The organism is Methylobacterium sp. TK31 (assembly GCF_055361545.1).
In genome coordinates, this window is record NZ_CM143964.1 from 1611669 (window position 1) to 1625138 (window position 13470).

13 protein-coding genes are annotated in these 13470 nt (G+C 73.7%); 6 read left to right on the forward strand and 7 right to left on the reverse strand.

The window, feature by feature from the left end; all coding sequences use genetic code 11:
- Positions 1-116: 116 nt before the first annotated feature.
- A complete protein-coding gene (locus tag ACXJY8_RS07410) occupies positions 117-1232 on the reverse strand; it encodes a GlxA family transcriptional regulator (protein ID WP_463778153.1) in 1116 nt (371 codons plus the stop codon).
- 57 nt (positions 1233-1289) lie between these two features.
- Between ACXJY8_RS07410 and ACXJY8_RS07415 the strand changes: the two genes are divergently transcribed.
- The 5 genes from ACXJY8_RS07415 to ACXJY8_RS07435 all read left to right on the forward strand — a co-directional run bounded on the left by ACXJY8_RS07415 (position 1290) and on the right by ACXJY8_RS07435 (position 6937).
- Positions 1290-1997 carry a DJ-1/PfpI family protein gene (locus ACXJY8_RS07415; protein WP_463778155.1) on the forward strand — a complete coding sequence of 236 codons (708 nt, stop codon included), beginning with the start codon at positions 1290-1292 and terminating at the stop codon, positions 1995-1997.
- 113 nt (positions 1998-2110) lie between these two features.
- Positions 2111-3430 (forward strand): O-antigen ligase family protein, encoded by a 1320-nt coding sequence (locus ACXJY8_RS07420; protein ID WP_463778158.1) that lies wholly within the window; start codon positions 2111-2113, stop codon positions 3428-3430.
- Positions 3427-4626: an acyltransferase family protein gene (locus tag ACXJY8_RS07425; protein ID WP_463778163.1), complete on the forward strand. Its 1200-nt coding sequence runs from the start codon at positions 3427-3429 to the stop codon at positions 4624-4626. Before ACXJY8_RS07420 ends, ACXJY8_RS07425 begins: the two co-directional genes overlap by 4 nt.
- Before the next feature lie 72 nt (positions 4627-4698).
- Positions 4699-5019 (forward strand): GCG_CRPN prefix-to-repeats domain-containing protein, encoded by a 321-nt coding sequence (locus ACXJY8_RS07430; RefSeq protein WP_463778166.1) that lies wholly within the window; start codon positions 4699-4701, stop codon positions 5017-5019.
- 145 nt (positions 5020-5164) lie between these two features.
- On the forward strand, positions 5165-6937 hold the full coding sequence (locus tag ACXJY8_RS07435) for a methanol/ethanol family PQQ-dependent dehydrogenase (protein ID WP_463778168.1): 1773 nt from the start codon (positions 5165-5167) through the stop codon (positions 6935-6937).
- 22 nt (positions 6938-6959) lie between these two features.
- Here ACXJY8_RS07435 and ACXJY8_RS07440 read toward each other — a convergent pair whose 3' ends face one another.
- Positions 6960-7451, reverse strand: coding sequence for a hypothetical protein (locus tag ACXJY8_RS07440; protein ID WP_463778172.1), 492 nt, complete (start codon positions 7449-7451; stop codon positions 6960-6962).
- A gap of 116 nt (positions 7452-7567) precedes the next feature.
- On the reverse strand, positions 7568-8662 hold the full coding sequence (locus ACXJY8_RS07445) for a replication protein RepA (RefSeq protein WP_463778175.1): 1095 nt from the start codon (positions 8660-8662) through the stop codon (positions 7568-7570).
- Positions 8663-9293: 631 nt separating this feature from the next.
- Here ACXJY8_RS07445 and mazG point away from each other — a divergent pair.
- Positions 9294-10130: a nucleoside triphosphate pyrophosphohydrolase gene (gene mazG / locus ACXJY8_RS07450; RefSeq protein WP_463778177.1), complete on the forward strand. Its 837-nt coding sequence runs from the start codon at positions 9294-9296 to the stop codon at positions 10128-10130.
- Here the strand turns inward: mazG and ACXJY8_RS07455 are convergent.
- From ACXJY8_RS07455 to pabB, 4 genes are read right to left on the reverse strand one after another with little or no spacing between them, the layout of a single operon-like run.
- Complete coding sequence (locus tag ACXJY8_RS07455; protein ID WP_463778181.1) at positions 10096-10539, reverse strand: DoxX family protein; 444 nt, start codon at positions 10537-10539, stop codon at positions 10096-10098. The genes mazG and ACXJY8_RS07455 overlap by 35 nt on opposite strands.
- Entirely contained in the window at positions 10536-11366 is an 831-nt protein-coding gene (locus ACXJY8_RS07460) for an aminotransferase class IV (RefSeq protein ID WP_463778185.1), read from the reverse strand. The genes ACXJY8_RS07455 and ACXJY8_RS07460 overlap by 4 nt, the downstream gene beginning before the upstream one ends.
- Positions 11353-11973 carry an anthranilate synthase component II gene (locus ACXJY8_RS07465; RefSeq protein WP_463778189.1) on the reverse strand — a complete coding sequence of 207 codons (621 nt, stop codon included), beginning with the start codon at positions 11971-11973 and terminating at the stop codon, positions 11353-11355. The genes ACXJY8_RS07460 and ACXJY8_RS07465 overlap by 14 nt, the downstream gene beginning before the upstream one ends.
- The gene (pabB, locus tag ACXJY8_RS07470) at positions 11970-13397 is read right to left on the reverse strand and encodes an aminodeoxychorismate synthase component I (protein ID WP_463778192.1); all 1428 of its coding nucleotides are present in this window, start codon (positions 13395-13397) and stop codon (positions 11970-11972) included. The genes ACXJY8_RS07465 and pabB overlap by 4 nt, the downstream gene beginning before the upstream one ends.
- Positions 13398-13470 lie beyond the last annotated feature (73 nt).

The following is a 13470-nucleotide window of genomic DNA, read 5'->3' on the forward strand; positions in this document are numbered from 1 at the left end:
GATGGGCCGTCAGGGGGGACATACGCGGCTCCGGACCGGCACCCGACCCGGGAATCCGGTCGCTGATTCCGGTCGAGGCCGCGAGGCCGGCGGTGTCGATGATGCGGCCGGGAATGTCAAATCCCGGGTTCCACGAGGTCGCCGGCCGCTCCACCCGCCTCGGCCGCCCCGGCCGCGCGGAACCGCTGCCGGTAGGAAGCGGGCGCCACCGCCACGTGGCGGAGGAAGCTGCGCCGCAGGGTCTCCTCGGAGCCGAAGCCGCAGCGCGCGGCGATGCGCTTCACCGGCAGGGCGGTCTCGGCCAGGAGCCGCCGGGCCGCCTCGACGCGCTGGCGCTCGAGGGCGCGGGCCGGGGTCAGCCCCGTGGCCGCGCGGTAGTGGCGGGCGAAGCCGCGCGGGCTCATGCCGGCCGCCTCGGCCAGGCGCGGCACGGTGAGGTCCTCGCCGAGATGGTCCGCGATCCAGGCCTGCAGCGCCTCGAAGCGCGCGCCGCCCGCCATGGGCGACTGGACCTGCGGCGACAGGACCTGCTGCGACAGGACGGTGCTGAACTGGGCCTGCCCGCCCGGGCGCTTGAGGAAGACCACGAGGTGCCGGGCGACCGCCAGCGCGGCGGCCTGGCCGAGATCCGCCTCCACCAGGGCGAGTGCCAGGTCGATGCCCGCCGTCACCCCGGCGGAGGTCCAGAGCGTGCCGTCCCGGATGAAGATCGGGTCGGGCTCGACCCGCGCCTCCGGATGGCGGCGCGCCAGTTCGGCGCAGCGGGTCCAGTGGGTCACCGCCCGGCGCCCGTCGAGGAGGCCCGCCGCCCCGAGCAGGAAGGCGCCGGTGCAGACCGAGGCCACCCGCCGGGCGTGGGGTGCCCGGGCGGCGACCCAGGCGGGCAGCCCGTCCGCGATCGCCCCGGAGACGCCGCGCCCGCCGGCGACCACGAGGGTGTCGACCGGCCGGTCCGCGGACGGCAGCGGCTCCGTCGCGAGGCCGAGCCCGGCGGAGCTGGCGACCGTGCCGCCGCCCGCCGCCACCACCCGCAGGGCATAGGGCGCCGCGCCGGCGCCCGCGAGGCCGGCGGCCGGGCGATCGTTCGCCGTGGCGAAGAGGTCGTTCGCTGTCGCAAAGACTTGGAGCGGCCCCGACACGTCGAGGAGCTGCACCCCCGGGAAGGCGAGGATCTCGATGGACCGGGACTCGTCCGCGGCGCGATCTGGCAGGAACCGAGGGCTCTTCGTCATTCCGGCCAGAGCCTGACGGGTTAGGGTCGGCCTGTCCAGACAGCCGGAGACAGCCTCATGCCCCTCGAGATCGGGCTCCTCACCTTCCCGAACGTCCAGCAGCTCGACCTGACCGCGCCCTACGAGGTCTTCGTCGGGATTCCCGGGGCGCGGGTCCACCTCGTGGCCGCCGACCGGGCGCCGGTGACCAGTTCCACCGGCCTCGCGCTGGCCCCGACGCTGACCATGGCCGCGTGCCCGCAGCTCGACGTGCTCTGCGTTCCCGGCGGCCTCGGGGTGAACCCGCTGATGCGGGATGCCGCGGTCCTCGCCTTCCTGCGCGATCAGGCGGCGCGCGCCCGCTACATCACCTCCGTCTGCACCGGGGCCCTGGTGCTCGGGGCCGCCGGGCTCCTGCGGGGCCGGCGCGCCACCACCCACTGGGCCAGCCTCGACCTCCTGGCCGCCTTCGGGGCGATCCCGGTGGCCGAGCGGGTGGTGCGCGACGGCAACCTCCTGACCGGGGGCGGCGTCACCGCCGGGATCGACTTCGCCCTGACCCTGGCGGCCGAGCTCTCCGGGCGGCCGGCGGCGGAGGCGATCCAGCTCGGCCTCGAATACGCGCCGGCGCCGCCCTTCGCCGCCGGCACGCCCGCCAGCGCCGACCCGGCCGTGCTGGCAACGGTGCGGGGGCGCCTCGCCGCCGGCCGGGCCGAGCGCGAGCGCATCGTGGGCGCGATCACGGGCGCGACCGACATCGTCGCCTGGGGCCCGGCCCGGCCGTGAGGCGGGCCCGCCGGTCCTTTGCGCGTTCTTAAACGTATTCTGCGCGCCTATCGGACGGGGCCGGCGACTCTAGACTGCGCGACCTTGCCGGCCCTCGAGCGCGGGAGTGGACCATGACGACGGGCATCGCCACCGGCGCGGCCACGACGCAGCGGGCGGACCTGCCCGACGCCCTGCGCATCGGGGTGATGGGCGCGATCCTGCTCTTCGTGCTGATCGGGGCCGATCCGTTCCTCGACGGGACGGCGGCGGAGAACGCCGCCTCGCGGGCCGGCGGAAACCTCGTCAACCAGGTGCTGTTCCTGATCATGGGCGGCCTCGCGGTGGCGGTGCTCGCCTGGCGCGGGCGCGAGGCCCTGCGGCCGCTGGCCACCCTGCCGATCCTGGCCACGCTGGGCTGGATCGGCGTCTCCACCGCGCTCTCGATCGAGCCCGCCGTCTCGGCGCGCCGCCTCGTCTCCCTCGTCATCATGTTCGGCGGGGTGGTGAGCGTGCTGGTGCTCGCCCGCGACGCCCGCCAGTTCGCCCACGTCCTCGGCGGCACCGTCCTCCTCGTGCTGGCGACCTGCTATCTCGGCCTCGGGCTGGTGCCCGAGCGCGCGATGCACACCGCCCTCGACCTGATCGAGCCCGAGCACGCGGGCAGCTGGCGGGGCGTCTTCGCGCATAAGAACGGGGCCGGGGCGGCCATGAGCCTGTTCATCTTCGTCGGGCTGTTCTGGGCCGGGATGGGCCGGCGCCTGCTCGGCTACGGGGTCGTGGGGCTGGCGGGCGTGTTCCTCGTCTTCACCAACGCCAAGACCTCCCTGATCATGACCCCGGCGGTGCTCGGCCTGACCTGGGCCTGCACCCTCTCGGCCTCCGGCGCCTGGCGCCGGCTGGTGCTGCTCGGCCCCCTGGCCCTGCTGCTCCTGCTCACCGTGGGCTCGGTGATGTCGCCCGGCCTCGGCGCCCTGGTCGCGAGCCTGGCCGCGGACCCGACCTATACCGGCCGCACCGAGATCTGGAGCTTCGCCCTCGACAACATCGCCAAGAAGCCGCTCACCGGCTTCGGCTACGGGGCCTTCTGGGAGAGCGTGTTCTACGGCGGCGGCGGCGATGCCACGACCTGGGTCAACCGCGCCACCGACGCCCATGACGGCTACCTCAACACCGCCCTGGAGAGCGGCTGGACGGGCCTCGCCCTGACGCTGTGGTGGATGGTGCTGGCGCCCCTCTCCGACCTCCAGGCCCAGGGCCGGGCCGAGGCCGGCCGCGCCCTCGACCCCCTGCGGCTGCTCTTCCTGCGGATCTGGCTGTTCGGCCTGATGGTGGGGGTCTTCGAATCGGTGTTCTACCAGGCCACCAACGCGCTGTTCTTCCTCCTCGCCCTCTCGGTCCTCGGCCTGCGCTTCGGCGCCGCCGGGCGGGTCGTCGCGGGGAGCCCGCGGTGAGCGCCCTGCCCCCGCCCGCCCATCCACCGGTGGCGCCGCTGCCGGCGCTCACCGCCCTGCGCTTCGTGGCCGCCGCCTACGTGGTGGCGTTCCACTACGCGGCCTTCTTCTTTGCCGACGCGGCGATCCCCGGGGTGGTGCGGCTCGGCTATTCCGGGGTGACCTTCTTCTTCCTGCTCTCGGGCTTCATCCTGGCCTACACCTACCGGGACGTGGACCTCACCGACCGCGCCGCCCGCGCGCGGTTCGCCTGGGCGCGGGTGGCACGCGTCTATCCGGTCTACCTCCTGTGCCTCGTCCTCGCCCTGCCCTGGTTCGTCGCCTGGGTGGCGAAGTCGGCCCCGCCCCTGCAGGGGCTGATGGCCGCGGGCGCCGTGCTGGCGCCGCTGGGCCTGCACGCCTGGGTGCCGGGGGCGGCCTGCGCCCTCGACTGCCCGAGCTGGTCGGTCTCGGTGGAGGTGGTCTTCTACGCCCTGTTTCCCCTCCTGCTGCCCCTGGCGCTCGGGGCGCCCGGGCGCACCGCGCGGCTCACCCTCGCCGCCTGGATCGTCCTGACCGGCGGGGCCGCCCTCGCCTTCGCGCGCTACGCCCCCGGTATCTCGCTCATCGGGCCGGAGCCGGGGGGCGCCGGCCCGGTGCTGCTGGCCCAGGCCATCAAGTACAACCCCCTGATGCGCCTGCCGGAATTTGTCGCCGGGCTGCTGCTCTACGGGGCCTGGACCCGCTGGCGGCTGCCCACCCCCGCCCTCCTCGCCGCCGCGGCCCTGGCCGGCCTCGCCCTGGTGGCGGCCGCCCCCCACCTGCCCGAGGTGCTGCTCCACAACGGGCTCACGGCGCTGGCCTGGGCGCCCCTGATCCTGGCCGGCGCCCAGCTCCGCGGCGGCCCCCTGGTGACGCCCGGCTTCGTCTTCCTCGGCCGGATCTCGTTCGCCCTCTACCTGATCCACGTCCCGGCCTACGCCCTGGTGAACAGCCTCGACCGGGTCGCCCTCGGGGGCCGGCTCGCCGCGGCCCCCTGGCTCGGAGCGGGGCTCGCCGCCGCCCTGGCCCTCGCCCTCAGCGTCCTCCTGCATCGCGGCCTCGAGGAGCCGGCGCGCCGGCGCATCCTGCGCTGGGCGGGCCGCCCGCGGACCGCCGGCCCCGTCAGCGCGCGTTCAGCAACCGCCCGGCATCCTGGAGATCCTCGAGCCCTGTGATGGTCTTCGAACCTCCACGAGGCCGGAGGATCAACAACCGCAAAGGTCACACCAGCAGAGGGTCATGGCGTCATGTCCGTGAAATCGCTGTTTCGCACGATGCTCGCCCGCACGGCTCTGGCCGCGACGCTCGGCGTCGCCGTCGGCCTCACCGCGGCCGCCGAGGTGGCGCCGATCGCCCCGGCCCCCGCCGGGACGCTGGCGGGCGCCGCCGTCGAGACCGTCGCCTATGGCTGCGGTCCCGGCTTCATCCCGAACCGGTTCGGCTATTGCCGGCCGATCTACCGCCCCTACGGCGACTACCGCCCGCGGCCGTTCTACGGACCCCGTCCCTTCTACGGACCGCGCTACGGCTACTACCGCCCGCGGCCGCTCTTCGGACCCTACTTCTAGGATCGGGGACGCTCCGACTCGGGCGCGTCCCGACACGCGACCGGGCGGCGGCGCGCCGCCCGCGTCACTTCGCTGCCGCGCGCCGGCGGCGCGCCGGGACTAGGACCCTGGGCCTGTCCCGAAACCCCGCACCCGGGGACTTTCCATGCGCGCGCTCCTCCTGCTCGGCCTGCTGGCCGGCGCCCTCCTCGGCCCGGCTCCGGCCCCGGCCCCGGCCCAGACGGTGCTGCCCACGATCGACGCGGCCAACACCCGCTATTCGGATCTCGATCAGATCGCCGCCGCCAATGTCGGCCGGCTCCAGGTCGCCTGGACCTTCTCCACCGGGGTCCTGCGCGGCCACGAGGGCGCCCCCCTGGTGGTGGACGGGGTGATGTACGTCCACACCCCCTTCCCCAACACCGTCACGGCCCTCGACCTCGACCATGACGGCCGCATCCTCTGGCGCTACGAACCGAAGCAGGATCCGGGGGTCCTGGCCCTGCTGTGCTGCGACACGGTCCATCGCGGCCTCGCCTATGCCGACGGCGCCCTCTTCCTGCAGCAGGCCGACACCACCCTGGTCTCCCTCGACGCGAAGACCGGCCGGGTGAACTGGTCGGTCCGCAACGGCGACCCGGCCCGGGGCGAGACCAACACCGCCGCCGTCCTGCCCGTGAAGGGCAAGGTCCTGGTCGGCCTCTCGGGGGGCGAGTTCGGGGTCCAGTGCCACGTCACCGCCTACGACGCGCGGACCGGGGCCCGGCTCTGGCGCGCCACCGCGACGGGCAGCGACGAGGCGATGCGGATCGACCCCGAGCGCACGACGTCGCTCGGCAGGCCGGTCGGCCGGGATTCCTCGCTCAGGTCCTGGGAGGGCGACCAGTGGAGGACCGGCGGCGCCTGCGCCTGGGGCTGGTTCGCCTACGATCCGGCGCTCGACCTCGTCTATTACGGCACCGGCAATCCCTCGACCTGGAACCCGGCGCAGCGCCCCGGCGACAACCGCTGGGCGGCCTCGATCGTGGCCCGCAGCCCCGAGACCGGCATGGCGCGCTGGCTCTACCAGATGACGCCCCACGACGAGTGGGACTACGACGGCGTCAACGAGATGATCCTCACCGATCAGGCCATCGGCGGCGTCACCCGCCCGCTCCTGACCCATTTCGACCGCAACGGCTTCGGCTACACCCTCGACCGCGCCACCGGCGAGCTCCTGGTGGCGCAGAAGTTCGACCCCGCCGTGAACTGGGCGACCCGTGTCGACCTCGACCCGGCCTCGCCGGACTACGGCCGCCCGGTCCGCGACCCGCGCTCCTCGCCGGAGGCCACCGGCGAGGACGAGACCACCCGGGGCATCTGCCCCGGCGCCATCGGGGCCAAGAACCAGCAGCCGGCGGCTTACTCGCCGCGCACCCGGCTGTTCTACGTCCCCACCAACCACATCTGCATGGATTACGAGCCGTTCCAGGTCAGCTACACCCCCGGCCTGCCCTATGTGGGCGCCACCGTGAGCCTGCACCCGGCGCCCGACGATCCCCGCACCGGAACCCTGACCGCCTGGGACGGGGTCGCGGGCGCGATCCGCTGGTCGATCCCCGAGCCGTTCTCGGTCTGGTCCGGGGTCCTCGCCACCGCCGGGGACGTGGTGTTCTACGGCACCCTGGAGGGCTATCTGAAGGCGGTCGACGCCCGCTCGGGCCGCGCGCTCTACCGCTTCAAGACCCCCTCGGGCATCGTCGGCAACGTCACCACCTACCGCCACCGGGGCCGGCAATACGTGGCCGTGCTCTCCGGCGTCGGCGGCTGGGCCGGGATCGGCCTGGCGGCCGGCCTCACGGACCCGAACGACGGCGCCGGCGCGGTGGGCGGCTACGCCGCCCTGTCCCGCTACACGGCGCTGGGCGGCCAGCTCACCGTCTTCGCCCTGCCGGAGTGAGGGCGCGGCCACGCGATGGCGGTCAGCCGAGATCCTCGTCCTCCTCGGACGGAGCGTAGACCGCCTCGCCCAGGCGCTTGAGCGGGCCGCCCGGGCCGGAGCGCTTCCACAGGCGGGTGTTGAGGGCGGCCACGGGGTCGTGGCCCGGCACCGCGAAGCCGAGCGCCGTCAGGCCCTCCAGGATCTCACCGGCATGGAGCGGCCGGCCGGCCTCGTGCAGCAGGTTGACGGCGGCCGCCACCAGGGCGCGCCCGTGCCGGCGCGCGGCGACCAGGTCCTCGCCCGCCCGGCCCGGATCCGGTGCCCGCTCGGGCACGCTCACCGCGCCGGGGCCAGCTCCAGAGTCCGGCGCCGCCGGCCCGGGCCGGGCCGGTTCGGCGGCGCGGCCCGGTGCGCCGAGGCGGCGCCCGAGTTCGAGGTAGAGCTGGTGCTCGGCGATGGCGCGGTCGAGTTCGTCGCGCCGGCGGCGCAGATCGCGCAGGGCCGCCTCGGCCTCGGCCTCCGACAGGAACATGGACGCCTCACGGAATATCTTGGGGGAGCCGTCGAGCGACGGATCATTCCACGCATATTCCCTGTCAGCGGATTGGCCGCAAGCCATATTCCTTACAGGCTATAGGGAATGTTCCGTCAGGCCACGGCCTGTACGGCCTTGCGCGGCGGCCTGGCGCCGCGCGGCGGGATCAGCAGGGCGCTCGGATCGGCGGGCTGCAGCAGCATGCCGCCGTCGTCGAGCCGGATCGGCAGCTTCGGAAACACCTCCTGCAGATGGGCGAGGTCCGCCTTGAAGGCCTGCCGGAAGCTGCGGAGGCTGGCATTGTCGGCGCCGAACTGCTTGTGCAGGTTCTCCCAGGTCAGCCGCAGGGGCCGCTGCAGGGCGCGCAGGCGGTAGCCGACCCAGAACAGCAGGTCGAGCTTGCGCGCCGAGCCCGAGAAGGCCCGGGCCGCGCGGATATCCACCGGCAGGGCGTGCTGGATCAGGTTGTCGTAGAAATCCTGGTGGAACTGGACGCTCTTCTGCCAGACCACCCCGTCGGCGCCCTGCGGCAGCCAGAGGTCGAGCTGGCGGAAGGGCGGCACGTTGAGGGTGCTGGCGCTGCCGGCCCCGTCCCAGAGGCCGATCTGCAGGGTGCAGGCGGCCAGCCGCGCCAATTGCTCCTTGAACTGCCGGATGGTGCCGCGCTCGCCGCCCGTGACGGCGAAGCCCATCTCCTTCATGAAGCCCGACAGGCTGTCGGCCACCGCCACGGTGGGGCTGCGCTGGCGCACGGCCTCGGTGCAGAGGTGCAGCAGGACGAGGCGGGCCTTGGGGCCGTAGGGCAGGCCCTGGAATTCCATCTCGCCGGTGGCGGGGTTCTTGAGGCGCCCCGCCAGGAGACTGAGGGAATTGCGCCCGTATTCCCGGAAGAATTCGCGGGTGTCCCCGGGATCGCGATAGGGCAGGCCGCAGAGCGCCAGCACGGAATGGATGTGCTGCAGGTTCTCCGGCCCCGTGGGCTCGGTCTCGATGACCTCGCGGATGGCGTCGCGCCGGCGCTGGTCCCGGCCCATGGCCTGGCGCCGGCCGGCCACGGCCCCGCGGGCGGCGGCCTCCGCGTCCCGGGCCCGCTGCCGGTGCAGGATGGTCTCCGCGATGGTGGCGAACAGGAAGCTGCCGCGGGCCGCCTCGACCTCGGCGAGGAGGTCGGCGTCGCGGATGCCCGCCAATGTGTCCTCGATCCCCAACAGACGCCGCCCCAATCGATCCCGGCCCGAGCGAGCCCGGCTCCATCGAGCCCGGACCGTGCCGCGCGGCGACCATGCCCGATTCCCCGCCCGGGAGTCTCGGCGGCCGAAGCCGGATCCGGACGTCATCCCGGCTATCCACCGGCCGGGACGGGCGAAATCCCGGCCGGCCCGCGGGTCCGATCCCGTCGACGAAGCGCGACGCAGAGTTCAATACGGGGCCGGATCCGGCACGATCCCCAGAGTTCACCGCCCTCACCCCGATCCACGCCGAACTCGATACGCATCCACGCAGAATCGCATGCGCCGGCCGGGTTTCGGCACGCAGACTTCGATACGCCGACACGCAGAGTTCGATACGCACCCGCGCAGAGTTCGATACGCGAACAGCCGCCAAGCCCAGGGAGACAAAGGGGTTTCGGCGCCTCCATATAACTCTCAGAAATGACTCTCTGAGAATCTCTTACTGATACCTTTCCTAAGGGTCCGGGAGCCGTTCGGAAGAACGAACACACCCCCGGCCAAGGCTTTTTCATGGGAATTTTCCAGACGAAGCCACCGCCTCTCCCGCCTCCATCCCCAGCCTCACGGCTTGGCCCGCAATCCGCTAAGGGAGGCGGATCGAGGCCGGATGCGGAGGTACGGGGTGAGGATCGAGGATCTGCTGGCGCTGATGGCGCAGCTGCGCGACCCGGAGACCGGCTGCGCCTGGGACGTGGCCCAGGATTTCGCCAGCATCGCGCCCTACACGGTGGAGGAGGCCTACGAGGTGGCCGACGCCATCGCGCGGGGCGACGCGGAGGACCTGCGCGACGAGCTCGGCGACCTGCTGTTCCAGGTGGTCTTCCACGCCCGCCTCGCCGAGGAGGCCGGGCTCTTCGCGTTTCCGGACGTGGTCCGGGCGGTGATGGCGAAGATGGTCCGGCGCCATCCGCACGTCTTCGCGCCGGACGGCTCCCTCCTGCCCGCGGGCTCGCCCCGGCGCGACCCGGAGGCCGTGGCCGCCCAATGGGCGGCGATCAAGGCCGAGGAGCGCCGGTCGAAGCCGCCGCGGGAGCCGGGACTGCTGGCGGGCATCCCCCTGCCCCTGCCCGCCCTGACCCGGGCGGAGAAGCTCTCGGCCCGGGCGGCCGGCTACGGCTTCGACTGGACCGACCCGGCACAGGTGGTGCTGAAGGTGCGCGAGGAGATCGACGAGGTCGCCGACGCCATGGCCCACGGGACCCGGGCGGCGGTGGCGGAGGAACTCGGCGACCTGCTGTTCTCGGTGGCCAACCTCGCCCGCCACCTCGGTATCGATCCGGAATATTCCCTACAAAAAGGGAATATGAAGTTCGAGCGCCGCTTCAACGCCATGGCGGCGGCCCTGGAGGCGCGAGGGACCGGCCTCGCCGACAGCGACCTCGACGCGATGGAGGCGGCCTGGGCGGCGGTCAAGGTGTCCGAGAAGGGCCCTGAGAAGAGCTGACCGCGGGCGGTCCGGCCGGGCGGCGGAACGGCCAGTCGATGACGCCGCCGGCATAGAGCGCCCACCAGACGAAGACCGGCTGAAACGCCAGCCGGGGCCCGTGGTACCACCAGCTGTCGGGCAGCCCCGGCACGACGATCCCCTCCAGGGCGTGCTTGAGGTTGGCGGGGAAGACGCAGACCGCGTAGAGGGCCAGCCCGATCCCGGCCCAGCGCCGGGTCGGGCCCCAGGCGAGGCCGAGCACGCCTGCGAGTTCGCACAGGCCGGTGGCGATCACCACGAGGCGGGGCTCCGGCACCCAGCCCGGCATGATCGGCAGGAAGGCGTCGGGGGCGGCGAGATGCACGATTCCGATGAAGCCGTAGGCCGCCATCAGGGGCAGGCGCCACCGGAGGCGCGACGCCCTCATGGCGCGAAGGTCTTCCGCAGATCGGCCTCGAGGGCCGTCACGACGGGATGCGCCGGGCTGGCGAAGGCGGTCTCGCCGATCGCCGTCACGGGGGCGAGGCCCCGCAGGGAATTGGTCACCACCACCGCTTCGGCGTGCAGGAGCGCGTCGAGGTCGAAACTCCGTTCGGCGACGGCGAGGCCCAGCCGTCGCGCGCGCGCCAGAATCTCGGCGCGCAGGATGCCGGGCAGCACGCCGTCCGAGAGGGGCGGGGTGACGAGGGTGCCGTCGATCACCGCGAACAGGTTGCCCGTGCCGGCGCAGGCGACGGCCCCCCGCGTGTTCCGGAACAGGGCCTCGTCGAAGCCGGCGGCCCGGGCCGCGCCCGCGGCCAGCACCGCGTCGAGGTAGCCCAGCGTCTTCAGGCCCGCGGCCGGCGAGGTCTCGTTGCGGCGGATCTGCGTCGGGTGGAGGGTCAGGGGCGCGAAGGCGAGCGCCGCTCCCACCGGGGCGGCGCTGGCCCACAGCACCGGCCGCGGCTCGGCCGGGGGGCTGAGCCCGCGCGGGCCGGAGCCCCGGGTCACGGTGGTGCGGATCGCCGCCAGGGGATGCGCCCGGCCCATCGCTTCGGCGAGCGCCCGCATGGCTCCCGCGATGCGCTCGGGCGCCACGGCAAAGCCCAGGGTCGCGGTGGCGGCGGCGAGGCGGTCGACATGGGCTGCCGCGAACAGGATGCGGCCGTGCCGGGCCAGCGCGGTGTCGAACACCCCGTCCCCGAGGGTCAGGCCCCGGTCGGCGAGGTCGAAGGGCACCGGCCCCTCGGTGAGGCCGCCGTCAAACCACAGCATCGGTCTTGGCCGGCAGGGCGTGGTCGGCGCGCCAGTCGCGGGCGAGGCGCAGGAAGTTGGCGAAGAGGGCGTGGCCGTTCTCGGTGAGCACCGATTCCGGGTGGAACTGCACGCCCCAGGTCGGATGGCTCCGGTGCGAGAGCGCCATCACCTCCCCTTCCGCCGAGACCGCGTCGACGCTGAGGCGGTCGGCCATGCCGGGCTCCGGCGCGACGATGAGCGAGTGGTAGCGCCCGACCTGCATCGGGTCGGGCAGGCCGGTGAAGAGCCCGGCGCCGTCGTGACGGATCGGGGTCGCCTGCCCGTGCAGGGGGCGCCCGGCCCGCGCGACCCGGCCGCCGAAGGCCGCGCCGATGGCCTGGTGGCCGAGGCAGACGCCGAGCAGGGGCACCGCGCCGGAAAGCTCGCGGATGGCGGGCAGCGAGATGCCGGCCTCCGCCGGGGTGCAGGGGCCCGGCGAGATCACGATCGCCTCCGGGGCGAGGGCGCGGATGCCGGCGACGTCGAGGGCGTCGTTGCGCGCCACCCGCACGGTCTCGCCCAGCTCCTCGAAGTAGCGCACCACGTTGAAGACGAAGCTGTCGTAGTTGTCGATGACGAGGATCACGGCGCCCTCCCCGCCCCGGTGTCGGGTTCGCAGGTGGGATCGCGGGCATCGGGCTCGAAGGCCTGGAACACCCGGGCGGCCTTGGTCAGGGTCTCCTCGTATTCGGGTCCCGGCTCGGACAGCAGGGTGATGCCGCCGCCGGCCTGGAGCACGGCCCGGCTCCCGTCCATGAACACGGTGCGGATGGCGATCGCGGTGTCGAGGTCGCCGGTGAAGCCCAGCGCCCCGATGGCGCCGCAATAGAGTTCGCGCGCGTCGCCCTCGATCTGCGTGATGATGTCCATGGCGCGCAGCTTCGGCGCGCCGGTGATCGAGCCGCCCGGGAAGGTGGCGGCGATCAGGTCGAGGGCATCCATGTCCGCCTTCAGGGTTCCGGTGACCACCGACACGAGATGGTGGACCGAGGCGTAGGATTCGAGGCCGCACAGCACCGGCACCCGCACGCTGTGGGGCTCGCAGATGCGCGAGAGGTCGTTGCGCAGCAGGTCGACGATCATGATGTTCTCGGCCCGCTCCTTGGCGTTGGCCTGCAGCGCCTCGCCCAGGCGCGCGTCGGCCGCCGGGTCGGCCACGCGCCGCACCGTGCCCTTGATCGGCCGGGTCTCGATCGCCCGCCCGCTGAGCTTGAGGAAGCGCTCGGGGCTGCTCGAGGCGACGCGCAGGGTGTCGAAGTCGAGATAGGCGCCGAAGGTCGCCGGGTTGGTGGCGCGCAGGCGCCGGTAGAGCCCGAACGGGTCGAAGCCCTCCGGCAGGTCGGCCTCGAAGCGCTGGGCGATGTTGGCCTGGTAGATGTCGCCGGCGCGGATGTAGTCGCGCACCCGCTCCACCGCCGCCTCGTAGCCCGCGCGGCTGAAGTTCGAGCGCCAGGCGAGGGGCCCCTGCGCCGCCGGCTCCGGGCTCGGCCGGGCCTCCGCCAGGCATGCGCCGAACTGCGCCAGCCGGGCCCGGGCCCGGGCCTCGCGCGCCGCCGGCGCGGTCTCGGGAAAGCCGGTGGCGAGGAGGCGGCAGCGCCCGGTGCCGTGGTCGATGCTCAGCACCGTGTCGTAGAGGTTGAAGGCGATGTCGTCGCAGAGGCCCGCCCGCCGGGCCGGGGGCGCCACCCGCTCCAGGGCCGCGCCGAAATCATAGGCGACGTAGCCGATGGCGCCGCCCGCGAAGTCCGGCAGGTCCGGGTCGCGTGCCGTGCGGTAGGGGGCGAGGCAGGCGCGCAGCGCCTCCAGGCCGGAGCCCGGCACGGGGCGTCCGTCCAGCGTCGCTCGGCCATCGCGAAACCGGAAGCGCCCGAACGGGTCCGCCGCCAGGGTCGAGGTCCGCCCCAGGGTGTCGTGGTGCATGGCGCTGTCGAGGAAGGCGAGCCCCGGCAGGGCGGCCAGGGCTTCGGCCGCCGCGACGGGCTCGACGAACGGGATGTCAGCAATCCACATGACGACTCGAAGGTTTGGGGCGGCGACGGACCAACGATCCCGAGGGGTGGAATCCTCGGGGGAAGGTTTGGGG